This window comes from Streptomyces sp. TAA486, assembly GCF_000426165.1.
The window spans coordinates 258467-279426 of the sequence record NZ_KE384504.1 but is presented as its reverse complement, the minus strand read 5'-3'; the positions used below and the strand labels follow the sequence as shown (position 1 = coordinate 279426).

At 70.4% G+C, this 20960-nt stretch carries 16 protein-coding genes and 2 tRNA genes; 13 read left to right on the top strand and 5 right to left on the bottom strand.

Annotation, left to right across the window (positions count from 1 at the left end; translation table 11 throughout):
* Positions 1-92: 92 nt before the first annotated feature.
* Complete coding sequence (locus I004_RS0130970; RefSeq protein ID WP_028438641.1) at positions 93-3758, bottom strand: PAS domain-containing protein; 3666 nt, start codon at positions 3756-3758, stop codon at positions 93-95.
* Between the two features lie 487 nt (positions 3759-4245).
* On the opposite strand from I004_RS0130970, the gene I004_RS0130965 reads away from it, so the two are divergent.
* The 5 genes from I004_RS0130965 (at position 4246) to I004_RS37230 (ending at position 8265) form a co-directional block, all read left to right on the top strand.
* Positions 4246-4336: transfer RNA gene (locus tag I004_RS0130965), tRNA-Ser, on the top strand.
* A 223-nt stretch (positions 4337-4559) separates the two neighbouring features.
* Positions 4560-4632: transfer RNA gene (locus I004_RS0130960), tRNA-Arg, on the top strand.
* Positions 4633-5377: 745 nt separating this feature from the next.
* On the top strand, positions 5378-5692 hold the full coding sequence (locus tag I004_RS0130955) for a circadian clock KaiB family protein (protein ID WP_051345634.1): 315 nt from the start codon (positions 5378-5380) through the stop codon (positions 5690-5692).
* Positions 5685-7190 (top strand): circadian clock protein KaiC, encoded by a 1506-nt coding sequence (kaiC, locus tag I004_RS37235; protein WP_078511957.1) that lies wholly within the window; start codon positions 5685-5687, stop codon positions 7188-7190. The genes I004_RS0130955 and kaiC overlap by 8 nt, the downstream gene beginning before the upstream one ends.
* Positions 7191-7203: 13 nt before the next feature.
* Entirely contained in the window at positions 7204-8265 is a 1062-nt protein-coding gene (locus tag I004_RS37230) for a SpoIIE family protein phosphatase (RefSeq protein WP_051345633.1), read from the top strand.
* A gap of 326 nt (positions 8266-8591) precedes the next feature.
* Here I004_RS37230 and I004_RS0130940 read toward each other — a convergent pair whose 3' ends face one another.
* Positions 8592-8939: a DUF1330 domain-containing protein gene (locus I004_RS0130940; RefSeq protein WP_028438639.1), complete on the bottom strand. Its 348-nt coding sequence runs from the start codon at positions 8937-8939 to the stop codon at positions 8592-8594.
* A 462-nt stretch (positions 8940-9401) separates the two neighbouring features.
* Positions 9402-9638 carry a hypothetical protein gene (locus I004_RS0130935; RefSeq protein ID WP_158677156.1) on the bottom strand — a complete coding sequence of 79 codons (237 nt, stop codon included), beginning with the start codon at positions 9636-9638 and terminating at the stop codon, positions 9402-9404.
* Between the two features lie 409 nt (positions 9639-10047).
* Between I004_RS0130935 and I004_RS0130930 the strand changes: the two genes are divergently transcribed.
* The 3 genes from I004_RS0130930 to I004_RS0130915 all read left to right on the top strand — a co-directional run bounded on the left by I004_RS0130930 (position 10048) and on the right by I004_RS0130915 (position 13690).
* Positions 10048-11310: a PP2C family protein-serine/threonine phosphatase gene (locus I004_RS0130930; protein ID WP_051345632.1), complete on the top strand. Its 1263-nt coding sequence runs from the start codon at positions 10048-10050 to the stop codon at positions 11308-11310.
* 286 nt (positions 11311-11596) lie between these two features.
* Positions 11597-12634: a uroporphyrinogen decarboxylase family protein gene (locus I004_RS0130920; protein ID WP_028438635.1), complete on the top strand. Its 1038-nt coding sequence runs from the start codon at positions 11597-11599 to the stop codon at positions 12632-12634.
* Between the two features lie 297 nt (positions 12635-12931).
* Positions 12932-13690 (top strand): alpha/beta hydrolase, encoded by a 759-nt coding sequence (locus I004_RS0130915; RefSeq protein WP_028438634.1) that lies wholly within the window; start codon positions 12932-12934, stop codon positions 13688-13690.
* 81 nt (positions 13691-13771) lie between these two features.
* Here the strand turns inward: I004_RS0130915 and I004_RS0130910 are convergent, their stop codons facing one another.
* Complete coding sequence (locus tag I004_RS0130910) at positions 13772-15238, bottom strand: amidohydrolase family protein (protein WP_486580725.1); 1467 nt, start codon at positions 15236-15238, stop codon at positions 13772-13774.
* A 40-nt stretch (positions 15239-15278) separates the two neighbouring features.
* Complete coding sequence (locus I004_RS0130905) at positions 15279-16544, bottom strand: MFS transporter (protein ID WP_051345631.1); 1266 nt, start codon at positions 16542-16544, stop codon at positions 15279-15281.
* 197 nt (positions 16545-16741) lie between these two features.
* Here I004_RS0130905 and I004_RS0130900 point away from each other — a divergent pair, with 197 nt between their 5' ends.
* From I004_RS0130900 to I004_RS0130880, 5 genes are all read left to right on the top strand, one after another.
* Positions 16742-17554 carry an IclR family transcriptional regulator domain-containing protein gene (locus I004_RS0130900; RefSeq protein WP_028438631.1) on the top strand — a complete coding sequence of 271 codons (813 nt, stop codon included), beginning with the start codon at positions 16742-16744 and terminating at the stop codon, positions 17552-17554.
* Between the two features lie 114 nt (positions 17555-17668).
* Entirely contained in the window at positions 17669-18838 is a 1170-nt protein-coding gene (locus I004_RS0130895) for a CoA transferase (RefSeq protein ID WP_028438630.1), read from the top strand.
* 57 nt (positions 18839-18895) lie between these two features.
* Positions 18896-19717 carry a citryl-CoA lyase gene (locus tag I004_RS0130890; RefSeq protein ID WP_028438629.1) on the top strand — a complete coding sequence of 274 codons (822 nt, stop codon included), beginning with the start codon at positions 18896-18898 and terminating at the stop codon, positions 19715-19717.
* Positions 19718-19737: 20 nt separating this feature from the next.
* Complete coding sequence (locus I004_RS0130885) at positions 19738-20601, top strand: DODA-type extradiol aromatic ring-opening family dioxygenase (protein ID WP_028438628.1); 864 nt, start codon at positions 19738-19740, stop codon at positions 20599-20601.
* Positions 20598-20957: a hypothetical protein gene (locus I004_RS0130880; RefSeq protein WP_028438627.1), complete on the top strand. Its 360-nt coding sequence runs from the start codon at positions 20598-20600 to the stop codon at positions 20955-20957. Before I004_RS0130885 ends, I004_RS0130880 begins: the two co-directional genes overlap by 4 nt.
* Positions 20958-20960 lie beyond the last annotated feature (3 nt).

The window sequence follows — 20960 nt, the reverse complement described above, 5'->3', positions numbered from 1 at the left end:
AGACGCGCCGGGGCCGGCCCGGGCGGGCACGGCCGCGGAATTCCCGTGCCCGCCCGCGTCAACGCGCGGAGATCATGTTCCGAACGGGACGCTCACTGCGCGCCGATCTTGGACAGCATGTCCACGATGCGCTGCTGGACCGCGTCGCTCGTCGACCGCTCCGCGAGGAAGAGCACCGTCTCGCCCGTCGCCAGTCGCGGCAGGTCCGCCGGGTTCATGTCGGCGGACGTGTAGATGACGAACGGCGTCCGGCTCAGCAGCCTGTTCACCCGCAGCCAGTCGATGATCCCGGCACGCCGGGTGCGCACCTGCATCGCGTCCATCACGACGAGGTTGGGCCGCATCTGCGCCGCCACGTTGACCGCGACCTCGTCCGTCTGCGCGTGCGCGACCTGGATTCCGCGCCTCTCCAGGGACGCGGCCAGCGCGCCCGCGATCGGCGGCCGCTCCTCGACCAGGAGCACACGCGGCGGGTGCTGCTCGCTGTCGCGCGGGGCGAGGGCCTTGAGGAGGACGGCCGGGTCGGCGCCGTACGCGGCTTCGCGGGTCGCCTGCCCGAGCCCCGATGTGACCATCACAGGCACCTCGGCGGCGACCGCCGCCGTACGCAGCGCCTGCAGCGCGGTGCGCGTGATCGGGCCGGTGAGCGGGTCCACGAACAGCGCGGCGGGACGGGCCGCGATCTGAGCCGCGACCTCCTCGCGCGAGTGCACGATGACGGGACGGTAGCCGTGCGACGAGAGCGCGTGCTGCGTCGCGGCGTCCGGTTCCGGCCACACCAGCAGCCGCCGCGGATTGTCCAGCGGCTCGGGCGGCATCTCGTCGTCGGCTTGGCTCGGCAGGGGGAAGCCGCGTCCGTCGGTCAGCTCGACGGGGCTGTTCGGGCCGTCCAGCGGCTCCGGACCCTCGGCGGTGCCCGCCGCCGGGGCGCCGATGGTGAACTCGCGCGCCGGGGGCGGATTCCCGTGACCGGGCGCCGGTCCCCTGCGGCCCTGCGCCTGCCGCTCGGCAGGCTGCTGCCCACCGGCCTGCCCGCCGCCCTGATCCGGCGCCGCCAGCTTGCGACGCCTGCCCTGACCGGGCGGCGTCGACGGAGTGGACGGTATGGCCGTCGCCGGCGCGGGCGCGTGCGCCTGATGGGGCGAGGGCACCGGTGCGCGGGTCGCGGAGTGCCCGTAGGCCTGCGGACCGCCGGCCCTCTCCGTCATTCCCGGCGTGACGGGGACGCCCTGGCCGAGCGTCTGCACGCGGTGATGCCCGGTCTCGTACGACGCCTGCTCTTCGGCACTCGGTGCGCCGGGCATCGGCAGGCCGCGCGGCTGCTGCGGAATGTTCTGCGGCAGCGGTCCGCCGCCCAGGATGGGACTGGCGGCGACCACCTGGTGCTCCACCGCCTGCTCGCCCTGCCCGGACTCCTGCTCGGGCTGCGGGGCGCTCTGCTGTGCCGGAACCTGCTGGGCGGGGAGCTGCTGCGGCACGGCACCGTTCTGCTGTGCGGCCGCCGCTCCCTCGTCGGCCGCCGGGGCCGCACCGTTGCCGGCGGACTGCGGCTGACCGGGCGCCGCCGCGAACTGGACGCCCTGCTGGCCGGTTTCGCCCTCTGCCCGCGCGAGCCTGCGCGCCCTGCGGCCGCCCGACTGCGCGCCGTCATCGCCCTGGCCGTGCTGTGCCTGCTGGGCCTCCGCCGGCTGCGGCTGACCCGGCTGTTCCTGTGCGGGGCGGCGGCCCCTCCGGCCCGTTCCCGGCTGAGCCTGCTGGGAGGGCAACGGCTGTGCGCCCGCGGCCTCTTCGGCCTGCGCGGGCTGAGCCTGCATGCCGGCACCGTCCGTACCGGCCGGGGGCGGTGAGAGCGTTCGCCGCGACCGCCGGCCCGCGCCGGCCTGCTGCGGCACCGTCATACCGGCCGCGTCCGCACCCGCGGCTGTGTCACCGGCTGCGCCCTGCTGCTCCTGCTGTGCCTCGCCCGGGCTGGGACGGCCACGGCGGCGGCCGGTCGGCGTCCCCTCGTCCTGCTCCTGTGTGTGCCGTGCCTGGAACTGGTCCGGGATGCCCGCTGCGGGCGGCGCGTCCGAGACGTCGCCCGTGCCCGTCCACGCCCCTGCCGGCTGGTCCGCCGGCGCCTCCGTGCCGCGCACAGGCTGCGCGGGCACCGGCATCACCGTCGTCTCGTTTCCCTCGCGGCTTCGCTGAGCGGACCCCTCGCCCGTGGCACCGGCCCGGTCACCACCGGCGGCCGCCTCGGCGGCGGCTACCGCGGTGTCCGCCTTGAGGGGCACTTCGAGCACGTACGCGCTGCCGCCCGCGCCCGGCACCTCGTGCGTCTGCAGCACACCGCCGTGCCGCTCGACCGTGCCGCGGACGATCGGCAGATGCACGGGATCGCCGCCGCCGTAGGGCCCGCGCACCTCGATCCGTACGACGTCTCCGCGCTGGGCCGCGGCGACCACGATCGTGTTGTCGACGCCCGGCGTCACCACGAGGGTGTTGCCCGTCGCGTCGACACCGGCCACGTCCGCGATCAGATGCGCCAGCGCGGTCGTCATCCGCTCGCCGTCCACCTCGGCCTCGATCGGCGGCGCGTGCACCACGAACTGCGCGCGCCCCGGCCCGATCAGCTCGACCGCGCCCTCGACGCCGTTCGCCACGACCGAGTCCAGGGACGTCATCTCGCGGCGCAGCTTCTCCCGGCCCGCGTCGAGGCGCTGATAGCCGAGCACGTTGTCCACGAGCGTCGTCATGCGGGCGTAGCCCGCCGCCAGGTGGTGAAGGATCTGGTTGGCCTCGGGCCACAGCTGCCCGGCGGGGTCGGCGGCCAGCCCGGACAGCTCGTCGCGAAGCTGGTCCAGCGGCCCGCGCAGCGAGTCCTGCAGCACGGCGAGCAGCTGCTCGTGCCGCGCGGCCAGCGATTCCTGGGCACGCCGGTCGCTGAAGGTCACCACAGCGCCGACCAGTTGCTCGCCGTCGCGCACCGGTGCCGTCGTGATGTCGACGGGCACGGCCTGCCCGTCCTTCGCCCACAGCACATGACCCGCGCGCACCCGGTGCTTGCGCCCCGACTTGAGGGTGTCGCTGAGGGTGGTCTCCTCGTACGGGAGCGGATTCCCGTCCGGACGCGAGTGCAGCACCAGCGAGTGCAGGTCCTGCCCGCCGAGGTCGCCTGCGCGGTAGCCGAGGATCTGGGCCGCCGCCGGGTTGACGAGGACGATCACTCCGTCGGTGTCCACACCGATGACGCCCTCGGACGCGGCGCGCAGGATCATCTCGGTCTGGCGCTGCTGGCGGGCGAGTTCGGCCTCGGTGTCGAGGGTGCCCGTGAGGTCCCGTACGACGAGCATCAGCAGTTCGTCGCCCGTGTAGGAGTTGCCGCTGCCGGGGCCGTGATCGGCGAAGGCCGCCTCGAAGGCCGAGGCGTAGGGCGTGCGCCCGTCCTCCAGGTTCGCGCTGGTGACCTCGACGTTGAACTCGCTGCCGTCGGTGCGCCTCGCGACCATGCGGGTAGGCAGCTGGCGCTGCTCCAGCTCTGCGGCGGCCTCGTCCGGCCTGCGCATGGAACCCGGGATCCGCTTCGCATCGAACTCGGGCAGCAGATCGAGCAGCCCTCGTCCCACCAGTGCGGTGCCGGGGGCCTCGAACGCTTCGAGCGCGATGGTGTTTGCGTTCACCACCGTGCCGTTGCAGTTGACCAGCAGCAACGCATCAGGCAGTGCGTCGAGTATGGCGGCGAGACGAGCAGCGCCTCGGGACGGCCTGCTGCTCACGACGGAATTTCCTCCCTGCTGACACATCGTGCGGGTGACCGGTCGCCCGGCCCTCTGCGTTCGGTCACGGCTGCCAGTGTGCCGCCGACCCCGGGCGTGCCACCAGAGGGGAGTCTACGGCCAGCGGGCATATACGCGGCCAGTGCTGTACGGAGTGCACAAGAGAGGGGTGCGTACGGGACGGCGGGCGCCGCCCGGGCGCTGCCGCGGGCCCCCGCTCCCGGGCGCGGCCGTCCCGTGGCCCCTCCGGGACGATCTTCCTGGTGCCGGTCAGGTCCGGGGTCAGGCGCCGGGTCCGGTGTCGTGACGTACGGGCCGCGCGGGTCGTCGGCCGGAGTGCGGATCATTCCCGGTCACCGGCGGTCGGTGCCGCGAATCGCTTTGCTCGGCGGTGCCGGGACCGAGTACGGTAGGGGTCGATTGGAGACAGCCCGTGAGGCTGTGCCATCATCGGCACGCACCGCTCCGTCAGGTCGCGGTCGTGCGGGGAGGCTTCGCCTAGTCTGGTCTATGGCGCCGCACTGCTAATGCGGTTTGGGGATAACCCCCCATCGAGGGTTCAAATCCCTCAGCCTCCGCTTCCGATCTCCAAGATCGCCGAAACCCCGGCTCTCGTGGCCGGGGTTTCGTGTGTGCGGAGAAGGGTCTCGGGAAGGGATCGAGAGGCTTGTCCCGTCAGGGTGTCGAGAAGGTCTTTTCGCAGCTCAGAGTGGGTGCGGAGAACAGATTTCGCCTCTGGGCGCCGTTCATGTAATGTTGTTCCCGCAACATCGCAGGGTTGATCAACAGCCCACGTGTCAAGCGCTCGTAGCTTAACGGATAGAGCATCTGACTACGGATCAGAAGGTTGCAGGTTCGAATCCTGCCGAGCGCGCACAGGTCAGAAGCCCCTTGGGAACTCCCAAGGGGCCTTTGCTTATGCCGTTGACAGCAGTGATTGCCAGCAACCGCCACAGAGCGGGCTTCAACGACTGCTGGAGCTGCACCTGGGTCGCCGTCCTCGTCTTCTCGTCGCTGTCGTTGAGGACGTCTCCGACACGACCGAAGGCATGTCGCGCACGTTCGCTACGAGTTCACAGACCTGGAGGGGTCGATCGCGGCCATGCGCGAGTCGTTGCGGCTGCCCATTCAAGAGCGGCAAGGTCCGTGCGGTACGCGAGTTGACGGCGCGCGCCTGGGAGGTTGCTGCGATGAGGGGGCTGTCGGCCTGACCTCTCGCCCCCGCCCGTCGGGTCCCCGGGGGGACACGGCAGGGGCTTGCCGCCACAGCATCGCGACCCAGCGCGCGTGCGCCTACCGCATCACCCGTATGGCCGTATCCCGCGGGCGCCCGGCGGCATGCGGGGTGATCGTGAGAGGGCGGAGCAGCCCATCTGCTCAGCGGCACGACCGTCGGTGGGCCGCCGTGCGCATACGGGCAGGGCCTGTACTCCTGCCTCTGACAAGGGCTGCGCAGCGTGTCTCCTGATGGAGTTCCCGGGTGCTACTCGGTCTGGAAAGGGCAGGTGCCTGGATGGACGTCACGGGAAGCCGGTCGAGGCGGGACGGTGCCGCGGGCTGTGGCGACCGGGCAGCGGCTCCTCAGCGTTCCGGGCAACCCGGCAGGGGGGTGATGGTTGGTGACGGACTACGCGTTCCGCCTTTTTGTGGCTGGGCAGTCTGAGCGGTCCAGCGCTGCCGAGTCGAATCTGCGTGCCCTTGCCGAGACCCGACTGCCGGGCGGGTACGAGGTGGAAGTGGTGGACGTGGTGGATCGGCCTGGGCTGGCGGAGGAGCAGCGGATCCTGGCCACGCCGACTGTGGTCAGACTGCGGCCGCTGCCGCAGTTGCGGGTCGTCGGGGACCTGTCCGACCCTCCGAGAGTCGCGAACGCGCTGGATCTGCCGGGTGAGTCGCAGGAAGTCCGGGAGGAGAAGGAGGCGGGCGGTGCTTGAGACCGAGGCGATCGAGCGGGTTCCCACCGGGATCAACGGGTTCGACGAGGTGGCGATCGGCGGACTGCCGGCACACAGGCCGACTCTGGTCACCGGCACGACCGGCAGCGGTAAGACGATCTTTGCCGGGGAGTTCATCGCCCGCGGGATCGCGAAATACGACCAGCCGGGGGTGTTCGTCACCTTCGAGGAGACGCCGGAAGCGATCCGCCGCAACTTCGTCTCGCTGGGCTTTCCGATCGAGCAGTGGGAAGCCGAGGGGAAGTGGGTGTTCGTCGATGCCGCCGAGAGCAAGGACGAGGAAGCCGCCGTCATCGGAGCCTACGATTTCGGCGCGCTGCTGTCCCGCATCGAGCACGCGGTCCACCGGATCGGCGCCTCCCGGGTGGTGCTGGACTCGCTGGGGGCCGTGTTCGCCCGGTACGCCGACCCCGGGATCGTCCGCCGGGAGAGCTACAGGCTCGCTTCCGCCCTGACCTCGCTCGCAGTCACCTCGATCATCACGGCCGAGCGGAACAGTGAGTACGACGGCGTATCCCGGTACAGGGTCGAGGAGTTCGTCGTCGACAACGTGATCGTCCTGCGCAACGTGCTGTACCAGGAGCGTCGGCGCCGGACCGTCGAGATCGTCAAGCTCCGCGGTGCCCCGCACCGCACGGGGGAATGGCTGTTCACCATCGACCCTCGCGATGGGTTCGTGGTCATCCCCCTCGCTTTCCTCGGTATGCCGTCCACGCTCGCATCCAGTACCCGCGTGTCCTCGGGTAACTCCGGGCTGGATCGGATGTGCGGTGGCGGGTTCTACCGGGACGCTGTCGTCCTGCTGTCCGGGCCCTCCGGGTCCGGCAAGACACTGACCAGTCTGAAGTTCCTGGAGGCCGGTGTCGCAGCGGGAGAGCGCTGCTTGGGGTTCACCTTCGACGAGACCCGCGAGCAGATGAGGCGCAACGCCAACGGGTGGGGAATCGACCTGGAGGCCATGGAAGAAGGCGGCCAGTTGAAGGTGGTGTGCGACTACCCCGAAGTGGCCTCCTTGGAGGACTACTTCATCCGGATCAGGCGGGCCGTGATGGATTTCCAGCCCGAGCGCCTGGTCATCGACACCCTGTCCGCGCTGGAACGCATCGCCACACCGAGGGCGCTCCTCGACCTGGTCATCGCGCTGGGCGCGGTCGTCCGTCAGCACCGCATCACCACGCTGTTCACCTCCGCCCCCACCAGCCGCTTCACACCTGCGCAGACACCTTCGATCGCGCGTGAACTGGCCAGCCTCACCGACGTCACCATCGCACTGCGGTACTTCCAGAACGCCGGGATGATCAAGCGCACCGTAGCCGTCGTGCAGAACCGCGGCTCCGCCCACGACGAGGCCGTGCGCCAGATCACCATCGACTCGGGCGGCATGCACATCGGCGCCCCGGTCGCCACCCTCGACGACATGGAAGCCGTCGGCCTGGACACGCCACCGTGGCCGGGCGTCATCGGCGATGACATCTGAGCGGCGTACCCCCATGGCGAGAGACAGGCCCGGAGCCGGGACCAGCGGACTCGGAGGCGACCTCATCGACCTGGTCATCTCCGCGTCCGCCGACGGGATCATCGCCGTGGACGATCAGGGGATCGTCCGGCTGTGCAATCCAGCCGCGACGGAGCTCTTCGGCCGCCCCGCCCAGGACCTTATGGACACCCCCTTCGGTTTCCCGATCGTGGACGGCCAGTCGACAGACGTGGAGCTGAGGCAGCCCGGGGGCGGCGTCAGAGTTGTCGAGATGCGCGTCAGCGCGACCACCGCGAACGGCGCTCCGCTGTCTGTCGTCTCGCTGCGGGACGTGACTTCCCGATGGCTCGCCTTCCAGCGGCTGCTGCTGCCGACACTGCCGGACCTGTCCCCCCTCCAGACGGCCGTCGTCTACCGGCCCGCCGCGGAGCAGCTGGGCGGTGACTGGTACGACGCGCTCCCGCTGCCCGGCGGCTCCGTCGGTGCCGTCATCGGCGACGTCGCCGGGCACAGCCTGCAAGCCGCCGCCGCGATGGCCCAGATCCGCAACATGCTGCGTGCCTTGTTCTACGACCAGCCTTCCGCGCCCGGCTCGGTGCTGGCCACACTCGACCGGACGCTGCACGCGATCAACGAGAACCCCGTCACCACCGCATGCGTGGCCTGCATCGAGCCGAGCGGCGACGGCTGGCGGCTGCGGTGGAGCAGCGCGGGCCATCTCCCGCCCCTGCTGCTCACCCCCGTCGGCGCGGCCGAGTACCTGTACACCGAGCCCGGACTGCCGCTCGGTGTCGAGCCGGGCAGGCACCGCTTCGCCAGCACGCGGTCCCTGCCCGAAGGCGCCACGGTGATCTTCTTCACCGACGGGCTGGTGGAACGCCCCGGCCAGTCCATCGACGTGGGCCTGACCTCCCTGGCCGCCATCGCCGGCGGCAGCGCCCACCTGCCGCTGGACGAGCTGTGCCGGACCCTCGCTGATCAGCATCTCGGGGACGACCACGACGACATCGCCATCCTTGCCCTGCGCCTGCCCGCTCAGCCCCACGACGGAAGCTCTGCGCGACAGCAACGCTGACAGCAACGGCACCACACGAGGGCGGCCGCCAACTCGCTGTCGCTCATGGTCCCGTGGCCTCATGCGGCGCAACGAGATCGTGTGCCCGAATCCACGGATCAGAAGGTTGCAGGTTTACAGCACCAGACGCCTCTTCGACATCGCCAGACCCTGACGCCGAGGTCATTCCGATGTCCTGAACCAGAACACCGCCGAGCTCGCACATCAAAGAAGCCCCTGGGAATCTCCCCGGGGCTTTGTCGTGCCGTACAGCACCGACGTACAGCGACCGCGCCGACCGGTGCGGAACGTCGCTTCGGAAAGCCGGACTCGGCCGAGCCCGAGTGCTATTCCGCCGGCAGGGCCTCCCGCATCGCCTTCACAGCGGCAGTCGGGTCGTAGTCCTCGGGGACGCCTTCGACCAGGATGATGTCGCCCTCGATGTGCCGGGAGCGCAGCGGTGCGATCTCCCGGTATGCAGGTGAGTCCCACCAGGCCCGCGCCTCGGCGATCCCCGGGAAGCCAATCATCACGACGTGCCCGCTCCATCTGCCTTCCTTCACCTCGTGTTCCGTGGCGTGCACGAGGTAACGCCCGCCGTGCGGCTCGAAGGTGGCGGGGAGTCGCTCGATGTACTCGGCGATCTCCGGGTGCGGAGCGGCCTGTTGCAGGTGAGCTATGACGTAGGCGGGCATGGCTTCCTTCCGGTCGATGGAGCTGCGTATGCCGAGAGCGTGCCATGCCGGCGCACAGGGCTCGATTACCTGAGAGGTAAGCGGAGCCCGCACCGCGGACCGGCTGCGCACATGTCCCCTGGCGTGCCCGATCGGACGGAACCCCACGGGGAACGGCGGTCGGTCACGGGACATGGGGACGAGAGGGGCCCCGATCGTTCGTCCATCAGCTCGTTCTGACCAGCAGTCATGGGGTCATGGGCTGCCCGAGCGGCTGTTCCACCACCGGAGCAACGCGGACGGGCGGCGCAGCGACCACCCGCATGTTGTCACCGCAGACACCCGGGACACGCGTAACGAGCGACTGTTCCGTGACCCGGCAGCTCCGGCCCCATGCCGCTGCACCGACCTGGTGTGAGCGGGGCCGACTCGACTGCCGGCCCCTTCAAAGACGCGCGGGTGCCCGGGCGTCGCTACGGCGTTTCAGTTGTTGCCGCCGCCACCACCTGTGCCAGTGACGACGGTCGCGTCTCCGCCGGTGGCGGAACCGGAGGTCTGGCCGTTGCCGCAGCCGGAGCCGCGGGAGGCGTCACCGTTCGGCTGGTTGCAGGTGACGTTCGGGAGCTCCGGGGGCTCCCATCCGCCGGCGGAGGCGACGCCGGTACCGACCATGCCGAGGCTGCCGACCACGGCGGCCACGACGGCAGCTTCGCGAAGCATGCGCATGATTTCTCCACTTCATGGCGCGCTGAACACGATCCGTAGGACCGCGCAAGGAACAGCAGTAGCTATTTCACGAAGGAGCGTCACTTCGGCTCCAACACGCCGCTGTTACCTGACTCGCCCCTGCCTGCGGCGGGCGGCGACGTGGGACTCGCTGCCTTCGGGCTGCTGCCCGCCCACGTCGGCCGGGGGCTCGGAGGCTACGCCTTGGCCCTCGCACGTCGGGGATGGGCGACGGATCCGGCAGACGCGGAGACGGTGCGGCGCGCGTGGCTGCACACCACCCTTGTCGCATGGCGCAGCCCCTCCGGCGCTGCCGTGACCTCCCTTCCAATCAGGTGAGGCGCACGGCTGGGTCGTTGCTTTTGAACCGTTCTATTGGTTATGCGGGGATAGTCGTTCGCCAATGGGAGGGGCACCGGTGGAGCAAGGTCGAAAGCCGGGTCGCCGGGTGAATGTGGACCTCTCGGAGGGGTTCGGTGAGCGGCTGCTGGGGCAGCTGCTGGACCGGGCTCACGAGATGCCGGCGCACCTCATCGCGCCGCTGGTGGCCGAAGAGGCCGCCAAGGTCGGCGGCCGGGACGTCTCCATCTACCTGCAGGACTACGAGCAGCTGATGCTGGCGCCGCTGCCGGGCCGTGGACTCCGTGTCGGTGACGCGTTGCCCATCGACGGTTCACACGCGGGTCAGGCATTCCTCAGCAAGCGTGTGGTCGAGGAGCGGCAGGCGGAGCACGTGCGGATGTATCTGCCCTTGCTCGACGGCAGCGACGTCGTGGGCGTCATGGCCCTCACCCTGGACGCAGTCGAGGAGGACGACCGGAGGCTGCTGCGCAGGCTCGCCGGCCTCGTCGCGGACATCGTGGTCACCAAGAGCAGCTACACCGACCAGTTCTTCAAGGCTCGGCGTCGTGGCAAGTCGTTGACCGTGGCCGCAGAGATCCAGTGGTCCCTGCTGCCTCCGCTGTCGATGAACACCCCTCAGGTGTCCCTGGCCGGCGCCTTGGAACCCGCCCACGCGATCGCCGGGGACAGCCTGGACTACGCCCTCAACGACAACATCCTGCATCTGGCCGTCATCGACGCCATGGGTCACGAGCTGAGCGCGGCCGTGCTGGCGACCGTCGCCATCGGCGCCTACCGTCACGCCAGGCGTGCGGAGATCGGGCTCGCTGAGCTCTATTCCTTCATGGACAGAGCTGTCGACGCGCAGTTCGGGCCGGAGCAGTTCGTGACGGCCCAGATGCTGCGCCTGGACGTGGAGACCGGCCAGCTGCAGTGGGTCAACGCGGGCCACCCGTCGGCGCTGTTGATCCGGGGTCACCGAGTCATCCAGAAGCTGGAGAGTCCGACCACGTTGCCGGTCGGCTTCGGCGGCGCCGTACCGCAGGTGTCCACCATGCAACTGACCAAGGGCGACCGGGTGATGTTCTACACCGACGGCCTCATCGAGGAACACCGGATCGGCGGGGAACAGTTCGGCGAAACACGCATGATCAACACCATCGAGCGCACCGGACCGCTCTGCGACGGAGTAGCGCAGATGGCACGGGAGTTGTCCCAGTCCCTGCTGCGGGAGCGGGGCGGGGCCACCACCGACGACGCGAGCCTCTTCCTCGTCGAATGGCACGGCGGCAGCGCCGACCACCTCGCCGTCCCGGACCTCTGACGCTCCGCATCCGGACGACCCACGACCTCCCGGCCTCGCAACGCCGGGTCCCCAGCAGCGGGCCGAAGGATTCTCCCGTGCCGAGCCGCCCCCAGGAGGTCCCGGTGACCGCGGGCCTCCTCGCTGATGTTCTCCGCGTGCGTGGCGCGATCGTCTCGCGTGCGCCCGAACTGCCGTGCCGGCTCCTCCCCTTTCACCTCGGCGGGAGCGTGCCGCCCAAGAACCGGAAGATGAGATCGTGGGAGGTGTATTGCCTGACCGGGTGAAGTCCTGCACAGTTCGCCCCATGCGGAACCTTCCACTCTTCCCCGCGTCGTTGGTCGGCAGCTATGCGCAGCCCGAGTGGCTCATCGACCGGGCGAGACTGGCCGACCGGTTCCCACCGCGGGTCCGCGCCCGTGAGCTGTGGCGGCCGGATCAGGAGCATCTGGCCGAGGCACAGGACGACGCCACCCTGCTCGCCATCCGGGCGCAGGAGCGAGCGGGCCTCGACGTCATCACCGACGGCGAGATGCGGCGGGAGAGCTACTCCAACCACTTCGCCACCGCGCTGGAAGGCGTGGACATCGACAACCCCGGCGAAGCGCTGGACCGCAGCGGCCACCCCAACCCGGTACCGCGTGTCGTGGGCCCGATCCGGCGGCCCCAGCCGGTCCAGGCCGACGACGTGCGCTTCCTGCGCGCCAACACCGACCGCGTCATCAAGGTCACGGTGCCGGGCCCGTTCACGATGTCGCAGCAGGCGCAGGACGACCACTTCGGCAGCCGCGAGGCGATGGCCATGGCCTACGCCGAGGCCGTCAACGCCGAGGTGCACGACCTCTTCGCGGCCGGTGCCGACATCGTGCAGCTCGACGAGCCCTACATGCAGGCACGTCCCGAGCCGGCGCGCGAGTTCGGCCTGAAGGCGCTGAACCGGGCGCTGGAAGGCGCACCGGGAACCACCGCGGTGCACATCTGCTTCGGCTATGCGGCGATCATCCACGAGCGGCCGTCGGGCTACTCCTTCCTTCCCGAACTCGCCGACTGCGCCTGCGATCAGGTCTCGATCGAGACCGCACAGTCCGGTCTCGACACCTCGGTGCTCAAGCACCTGCCGGACAAGACGGTCATCCTCGGCGTCATCGACCTCTCCGATCCGGCCGTGGAGAGCGCCGAGACCGTGGCGGCCAGGGTCAGGCGCGCGCTGCCGTACGTGAATCCGGAGCGCATCGTCGTCGCGACGGACTGCGGCATGAAGTATCTGCCGCGGCAGTCCGCCGAGGGCAAGCTTCGCGCGATGGCCGATGCCGCCGAGATGCTGCGTGCCGAGGCGATCGGCTAGGGCCTGTCCGGGCGCAACGGGCCCCGGCCCGGGCCTCGTTGCCGGGGGCGCCGCGCGAGCGGCCCCCGGCATGGCGTTCCTCCTCCCCAACCGGTGCCGCGCCGGGCGACGTTCGCCCCGGCGAACGGCCTGCGCGGAGGGGGCTGGCAGCGCCCGGGCGTGGTACTTTGCGGCGTCGCTGCGCGCTGCTGCGAACCGAGGAGGTGAGACCGATCAACGCAAGGACAGGTCGGGGCTCCCTCCTTCGCACGGCATAGGGAGTGCCCGCGGAAGGCATCCCGAAAGGCTTGCACCGCAATGCAGTTCACCTCTGAGACGTCCTCGGACGGCGTCCGCGAACAGCTCTTCACCCTCGACGGAATCCCCGGCGTGCTGTGGACGCCGGAAGGCGCCGCCGGCACCCGCCCCCTCGTCCTGATGGGACACGGCGGCGGCCGGCACAAGAAGGACCCCGGCATCGTCGACCGTGCGTTCCGCTTCGTGACCCGTTGCGGGTTCGCGGTGGTGGCGGTCGATGTGCCCGGCCACGGCGACCGGCCGAAGGACGAGGATTACGACAGGATCGCGACCGAGAACCAGGCCCGCGTGGAGGCGGGGGAGGAACTCGCCCCGCTGATCGCCGACTTCCAGGCGCTCGTGGCCCGGCAGACCGTCCCGGAATGGCGGGCGGTCCTGGACGCGGTCCAGCAGCTCGAACACGTCGGCGCAGGCCCGGCCGGATACTGGGGCGTGTCGTTGGGATGCGGCCTCGGCGTTCCGTTCGTCGCCGCCGAACCGCGCGTGCGCGCCGCGGTGCTGGGACTGGGCGGTGCGCCCGCACTGGCAGAGGCCGCCGCGCGGATCACCGTCCCGGTCGAGTTCCTGGTGCAGTGGGACGACGAACGGGTGCCACGCGCCCGCAGCCTGGAGCTGTTCGACGCCTTGGCCTCGGACGGGAAGACGCTGCACGCCAATCCCGGCAAGCACGGCGAGATCCCGGCATTCGAGCTGGACAGTGCCCTGCGGTTCTTCGCCCGGCACCTCGGTCCGGACCGCCGCGTGGACAGTCGCCCGTAGCGCGCGAAGCGCCGGCCGGGATCCGCTCCCGGCCGGCGTTCGCCCGAACACCGGCCGGCGCGACCGGAGTTCGGGGGGCGGCTAGCCGGCGGCCTTGTGCGTGGCGGCGCTGCGGAACCCGGTGTACGTGTACGGGTTGTCCAGCACCTCGGTCTCGGGGACGTCCGGGTTCATGCCCTGCCGCCATGCCTCGTCCCCGAGCGCGCCGCGCAGATGATCGACGGTGGCCTCGACGGTGCGGCGGACGGCCGGGAGGTCGACGTCGACGAGCCGGTGGTCGTGCTTGACCACCCGGCCGTCGACCATGACCGTGTGCACGTCCCCCCGCTGCGCCTGGAACGCGACGTGCCCGTACGGGTTGAGGACCGGGAACATGACCGGTGACTCGTCGTTCTTGATGAGCACGATGTCGGCCTTCTTGCCGGTCTCGAGACTGCCGACCGTGTCCTCCATCCCGAGAGCCTTCGCCCCGCCGCGGGTCGCCCACTCGACGACCTGTTCGGCACGCAGGCGGCAGTGCGTGACCGTGCCGCCCACGGCGTGCGCTTCCAGGTGCTCGCGTGCGCGGTCGGCTCCGAGCGTCGAGCGCATCGCCGAGAAGAGGTCGCCGCTCCACCAGGCGCTGGTGTCCATGGAGAGTGCGACGGGTATGTCGTGCGCCCTCAGCACCCATGTGGGCGGGTAGCCCTGGCCGCAGCTCTGCTCGCTCTCCGTGGACACCGACACGGTTCCTCCGGTGGCCGCGATGCGGTGGTAGGAGTCGGCGCTCAGCGTCGCCGCGTGCACGTAGACGGTGCCGGGGGTCATGAACCCGTGGTCGTGCATGAGGCGGATGCTGTCGTCGTTGGTCGCGCCCCACACGCCGGCGTGCGTCGTCACCGGGGCGCCCAGCTCGCGCGCCACCTCGAAGGCGGCCCGCTCGGGGAACTCCGGATCGCCCGTCACGTCGAAGGCCATCTGGAACCCCAGCATGTCGCTGCCGCTGAACCGCCTCTCGACGAAAGCGCGGAACTCCGGCTTCGCCGACCAGTCCCAGGGCGCGGCCTGGATGTTGCCGTAGGCCAGCACGAACCGCCCGGGCACGGCCTCCAAGGCGTCGACGGCGGCCTCGGCGTGGTCGGTGGTCTGCAGTCCGTGCGACCAGTCGACGGTCGTGGTGACGCCGGCGTCGAGCGACTCGACGGCCGACAGCAGGTTCCCGGCGTATATGTCCTCGGGCCGGAAGAGCTTGCCGTGTTCGAGGTAGTACCAGACGAAGTACTGCGTCAGGGTCCAGTCCGCGCCGTACCCGCGCATCGCGGTCTGCCACATGTGCCGGTGGGTGTCGACCATGCCGGGCATCACGATGCCGTCGGCGGCGTCGATCTCGACGGTGCCCTCGGGGACCTCCAACCGCCTTCCGACGGCCTTGATGCGCTCACCGATCACGAGCACGTCCGCGTCGGTGAGCACCGACCTGCGCTCGTCCATCGTGAGCACGGTGCCGTGGCGGAACACGACGGCACGTTCTGACGGGAACATCCGCTGAGGCGAACCGCCGGTTGTCATGTTCGTCCTTTCCAGCTCTGTGCACGCGTGCGGGTGGTGGTCACTTGGCCGGGGAGGCGTACGGGACGAGCATCTGCGAGGAGCGCACCAGGCTCAGTCCGGCGATCCCGAGGACGGGCAGCAGCGTCAGCTGCCACAGTCCGGCGCCCTCCCACCCGATGCGCCCGACGAGCCAGGCGAAGATCAGGCCGGAGAAGGCGGCGCCGACGTAGTAGGTGAGCATGAACATCCCGGCGCCGCGTCCGACGTGTTCGGGCCGCACCGCCCGCTGCATGGCCGTGGTGCAGTTGGTGAACAGGAAGCCGCTGGCGAACGTGCCGATGAGGAAGGCAAGTACGTAGTGGGCCGCCGGCGAGGTCACCACCTGGTAGGCGAGGAAGGTGCAGCCGGCAGCTCCGACGAACCCGACGGCGAGCAGCATGCGCTGGTCGTAGCGGTCCCCGAGCCAGCCGGCGGGCAGGGCCATCATGGCGCCGAACCCGGCCATGGACAGCGCGAAGGCCGCCTCACCGGGGGAGAAGCCCAGCTCCTTCGCGAGGAACGTGGGGTAGAGGCCGAGGAAGCCGTAGAAGACCAGGCCCGAGACGACGCAGGCCACCCCGAGTCCCAAGGTGTTGCGGTTGAGCGGGTTCGCGGGCACGTGGTCGTACGTCTGCGCCGCGGCGCCCGGTGTGCCGACCGCCTCGGTCAGCTTCTTGGACACGGCCGCCACCATGAGCAGCGACATGACCACGCCGACCGCGGCGAAGAGGTAGAACGGTCCCCGCCAGTCGCCCCATGCGGCGACGATCTGCGTGCCGACGAGCGGGCCGAGGAAGATGCCGAGGCCGAACGAGACGCCCACGACCCCGGCGGCCACCGCCCGCCTGTGGAAGAAGAAGGCACCGACGACCGCGTAGAGGGCTGCCGCGTGTATGCCCTCGCCGACGCCGGAGAGCAGCCGGTAGGCGCTCATGTCCACGAAGCCGCCGGCCAGAGGAACGCCGACCGTGCCGGCCGAGTACATCAGGACGGCGATCACGAGGATGTTCCGCCGCGAGAGCCGGTCCGCGAGGAAGCCGCCGACGAGGCCGGCCGCGGCCAGACCCAGCGTGAAGCCGGTGGCCAGCGTGCCGCCCTGTTCGAGGCTGAACCCGAACTCGCCGCTGATGGCGGGCAGCAGCGGATAGAAGATCTGCCGGTCCATCGCGTTGAGCATGTACGAGAGGCACAGGACGCCGAAGCCGACGGCGACCACCCTCGGTGCGGTGCCGGACCCTCCCGGCGTGTTCCCGGTCTCCACCTGCTGCTGCGGAACGCTCGTCACGGCGTGCTCCTCGGGGTGTCCGGTGTGCGGACAGTCGTCCGTGGGGCAGTAAAGTAAGAGCGGACCTGGACGGTGTCAAGGTCACGGCACTTCGGGAACGTGCCTCATGGTTCACTGAAAGGTCCGCGAGTTCGCGACCGCGCGTCGGGGGCCCGGGAACGTGCCGTCGCAAGACGCAGCCAGCTGCAGGAGTGCCGATGCCCCGCCGTGACCCAGACCCCGACTTCATCGAGTCCATCGCTCGGGGCTTCGACGTCATCAAGGCGTTCGACCAGCATCGGCCGGTGATGTCGCTGAGCGAGGTCGCCGCGGCCGCCCAGCTGGCGCGTCCGACGGCGCGGCGGATCCTGCGCACCCTGGAGTCGCTCGGCTATGTGCGCGCGGTCGGCGGCGGCTTCGCCCTCACCCCGCGGGTTCTCGAGCTCGGCCTGACGTATGTGCAGGGCATGGGGCTGTGGGAGGTGGCGCGCACCCACATGGAGAAACTCGTGGCGCAGACGAACGAGTCGAGCTCGATGGCGCAGCTCGACGGCTCCGACATCGTCTATGTGGGCCGGGTCGCCGTACCCAAGATCATCACGCTGGCTGTCCAGATCGGCACGCGCTTCCCGGCCCCGGCGACATCACTCGGAAAGATCCTGCTGGCCGATCTCGACGAGAGCGAGCTGGAGCGCACGCTCGCCGAACCGAGCCGCGCGGGCGTCGTCGCGAAGTGGCAGCCCGAACGGGCCGAGCTGGACGCCGCGTTGCGCCAGGTGCGGGCGCGCGGCTGGGCCCTGACCGACGAGGACCTGGCCGCCGGCATCCGGTCGATCGCGGCGCCGCTGCGTGACGGCACCGGCAAGGTCGTCGCCGCCATGAACGTCACCGTCCATGCCGCCGAGACGTCCGTGGAGACCCTCACCGGGGAGTACCTCCCGCTGCTGCGGGAGACGGCGAGCGCGGTGAGCGCCGAGCTGGCGCTCCACGACGCGCTGCCCCGCACGGTGGTCGAGCCCGAGGTCTCCTGACCCGTCCTTGACCGGGGCCGCTCTTGACATCGGCAGTGCGCGCGCCGATGCTGCCCGCGTCCGGACAGTTGTCCGGAGAGCGGGCAGGGAGGGCCTCTCTTGTTCGATGTCCCGGTGGATGACGCGAAGCAGGGCCAAGGGCGCCGGCCTCTCGAAGGGCTGCTCGTCGCCGATCTCTCACGCATCCTGGCGGGGCCGTACGCGAGCATGCTGCTGGCCGACATGGGCGCCGACGTCGTCAAGGTGGAGGGCCCCGACGGCGACGACACCCGCACATGGTCGCCCCCGCTCCGCGACGGCGTCGCCACGTACTACCTGGGCATGAACCGCAACAAGCGGTCGATCGCGCTCGACTTCCGCGACGCCGACGACCGCGCCGTCGCCCAGGAGCTGGCAGCGCGGGCCGACATCGTCCTGGAGAACTTCCGCCCGGGCGGCCTCACCAAGTTCGGCCTGGACTACGACACCGTGGCATCGGGGAACCCGGCGGTCGTCTACGCCTCCATCAGCGGATTCGGCTCGGGCGGCGGCGCCGCCCTGCCCGGCTACGACCTCATCGTGCAGGCGATATCGGGGCTGATGAGCCTGACCGGCGACCCCGACGGACCGCCCTTCCGCTCCGGTATCTCCGTGTTCGACGTGATGTCCGGCATGCAGGCAACCATCGGGGTCCTGGCGGCACTTCAGCATCGCAACCGCACCGGCCGCGGGCAGCACGTCGAGGTCAACCTGCTCGCCACGGCCCTGTCGGGGATGGTGAACCACACCAGCGCCTACGTCGCCGGGGAGGTCGTCCCGCACCGCATGGGCAACGCACACCCCAGCCTCTTCCCGTACGAGCCGCTGCCCACGGCCGACGGCGACCTGATCATCACGGCCGGCAACAACGGGCAGTTCGCCAACCTGTGCAAGGTGCTCGGCGTGCCGGAGCTGGCGGAGGACCCGCGGTTCGGCACCAACCAGGAACGCACGGCCAACCGCGAGCAGCTCCGGCCGCTCCTGGTCGAACGCCTGCGGACACGGGGGCGGATGGACTGGTTCCGCGAACTGCTGGACGCGGGCGTCCCGTGCGGGCCGATCAACACCGTCGAGGAAGGCGTCGCGTTCGCCGAGCAGTTGGGCCTGGACCCCGTCGTACGGGTCGGCGAGGGCGACAGCGCGGTCCCCTCCGTGCGCAACCCGATCACCTTCTCCGAAAGCCCCGCGCGCTACGACCTTCCGCCCCCCGCGCTCGACGAGCACGGTGCCCAACTGCGGGCCTGGCTCACCGGACCCCGCCCCTGACGACGGACACCGACACCGCTGACGACCGGACACCGAAACCGCCGAGGAGTTCACCGAGTGGACGACAGCTCACCGCCCGGCACACCGTCGTACCCCACGTCGCTGGGGACGTCGGACGCCGAGACGATCTCGCTGCTCGGGCACGATCTGGCCACCGAGCTGATGGGCAACGTCGGTTTCGGCGAGCTGGCGATGTGGCTGGTGACGCAGCAGCGCCCGACGCCCGGCCAGGTCCGCCTCTTCGAGGCGGTGCTCGTCGCCCTCGCCGACCACGGCTTCACTCCGACCGCGATCGCCGCGAGGCTCACCTATCTGTCCGCCCCGGACTCGCTGCAGGGCGCGCTGGCGGCGGGCCTCCTCGGCGGCGGGTCACGGTTCCTGGGCGTCACCGAGGACTGCGGCCGCTACTTGGCCCGCGTACTGGAGGAGCACCGCGCGGAGCTTCCGGAGGACCCGGACGACGAGGCCGGATGGGACGTGCCGGCGCTGGCGGCGGTGCGGGTGGCCAGGAAGTCCCGCAGCATCGTTCCCGGGCTCGGGCACCCCGTGCACAAGGAGCGGGACCCGCGCACCGCGAGGCTGATGGACATCGCCGCCGAGGAGGGTCTGAAGGGCCCGCACCTGCGGCTGTTCGAGGCCATCGGCCGGGTGCACCCCGACGTACTGGGCAGGCGCCTGCCGCTCAACGGTGCCGGCGTGTGCGGTGCGGCACTGGCCGATCTGGGCCTGCCGGGGGAGCTGCTGCGAGGGTTCGCGCTCCTCGCGCGCACCGCCGGCCTGCTCGGGCAGCTCGCCGAGGAGACCCGCAGGCCCGTGGCGAGCGACATCTACCTGTCCGTGGACCGCAACGCGTTCTCCGTGCCCCCGGAGACAGCCTGACCCGAACCGAAGGAGCAGCCATGGCCGAGGTCGTCGCGGTGATCGCCTCCACGCACCATCCCTTCTACTACCGGGCCAGCACGTCCACCGGTGACGAACGGCCGCCCTTCGCCGACGAATGGGTGGCGAAGATCGAACGGTTCCGCGAGACGCTGACCCACGCAAGGCCCGACGTGCTGGTGATGGTGGGCAGCGACCACTTCCATCAGCTGTGGCTGGACAACATGCCGCAGTTCCTTGTCGGCAAGGCGCCGTTCTACGACGGGAACTTCTACAACGAGGAGCGCGAGTTCGGGTTGCCGCGAATGCTTCTCGACGGGCACCAGGAGCTCTCGGGGCACATCCTGCGGCAGGGGCTGGACTCCGGGTTCGACCTCGCGTTCAGCGAGGAGCTGCGCATCGACCACAGCATCACGTGCCCCGTCATCACGCTGCGGCCCGAGGCGGACCTGCCGATCGTGCCCGTCTACACGAACATCTTCGCCCCGCCCCTGCCGCAGCCGAAGCGCTTCGTCCAACTGGGCCGTGCCATCAGGGAGATCGTGGAGTCCTGGCCCTCGGACCAGCGGGTGGCGATCATCGGGACCGGCCATCTGTCGCTGGAGCTGGGAGGGCCCCGCCAGTTCGGCGAACACGGCCCCGACCCCGAGTTCGACCGCAAGGCCGTCGACTGGATCGCCAACGGTGACCTGGAGGGCTGCCTGAGCGAGGTGAGTCTGGAGAGTCTGCACGCTCCGGGGAACGCCACTCACGGATTCATGGACTTCATGCTGATGATGGGCGTCGCCGGTGAGAACGCCAAGGCCGACCACGTCGACAGCCTTGACCTCTTCCACACCATGGAGGCCTACTTCACCTGGTATCCGAACGGAGCACCGGCATGAGCAAGTACCTGGTGGACAAGTTCCTCTACACCATCGACCGCGACCCCGAACTCGTCGAGCGCTACCGGGACGATCCGCGCGGCACCGTCGAGTGGTGGGAGGACGAGCAAGCCGGCAGCATCCTCAACTGCGTCCGGGCGGAGACCACCACCTGGCTGACGTTCGAGCCCGGGGAACGAGAGGCGCTCGCGACGCACGACTACCCGCGGCTGTTCGAGCTCGGCGCCCATCCCTTCCTCACCCTCACCCTGTTCATCGCCATGTTCGAGCGCGACCACGAACCACTCGGGTTCCAGAAGGAATACGCCCGCAGGCTGGGGCACTTCCAGCTGCCCTACCCCGACTACGCGACCTGAGGC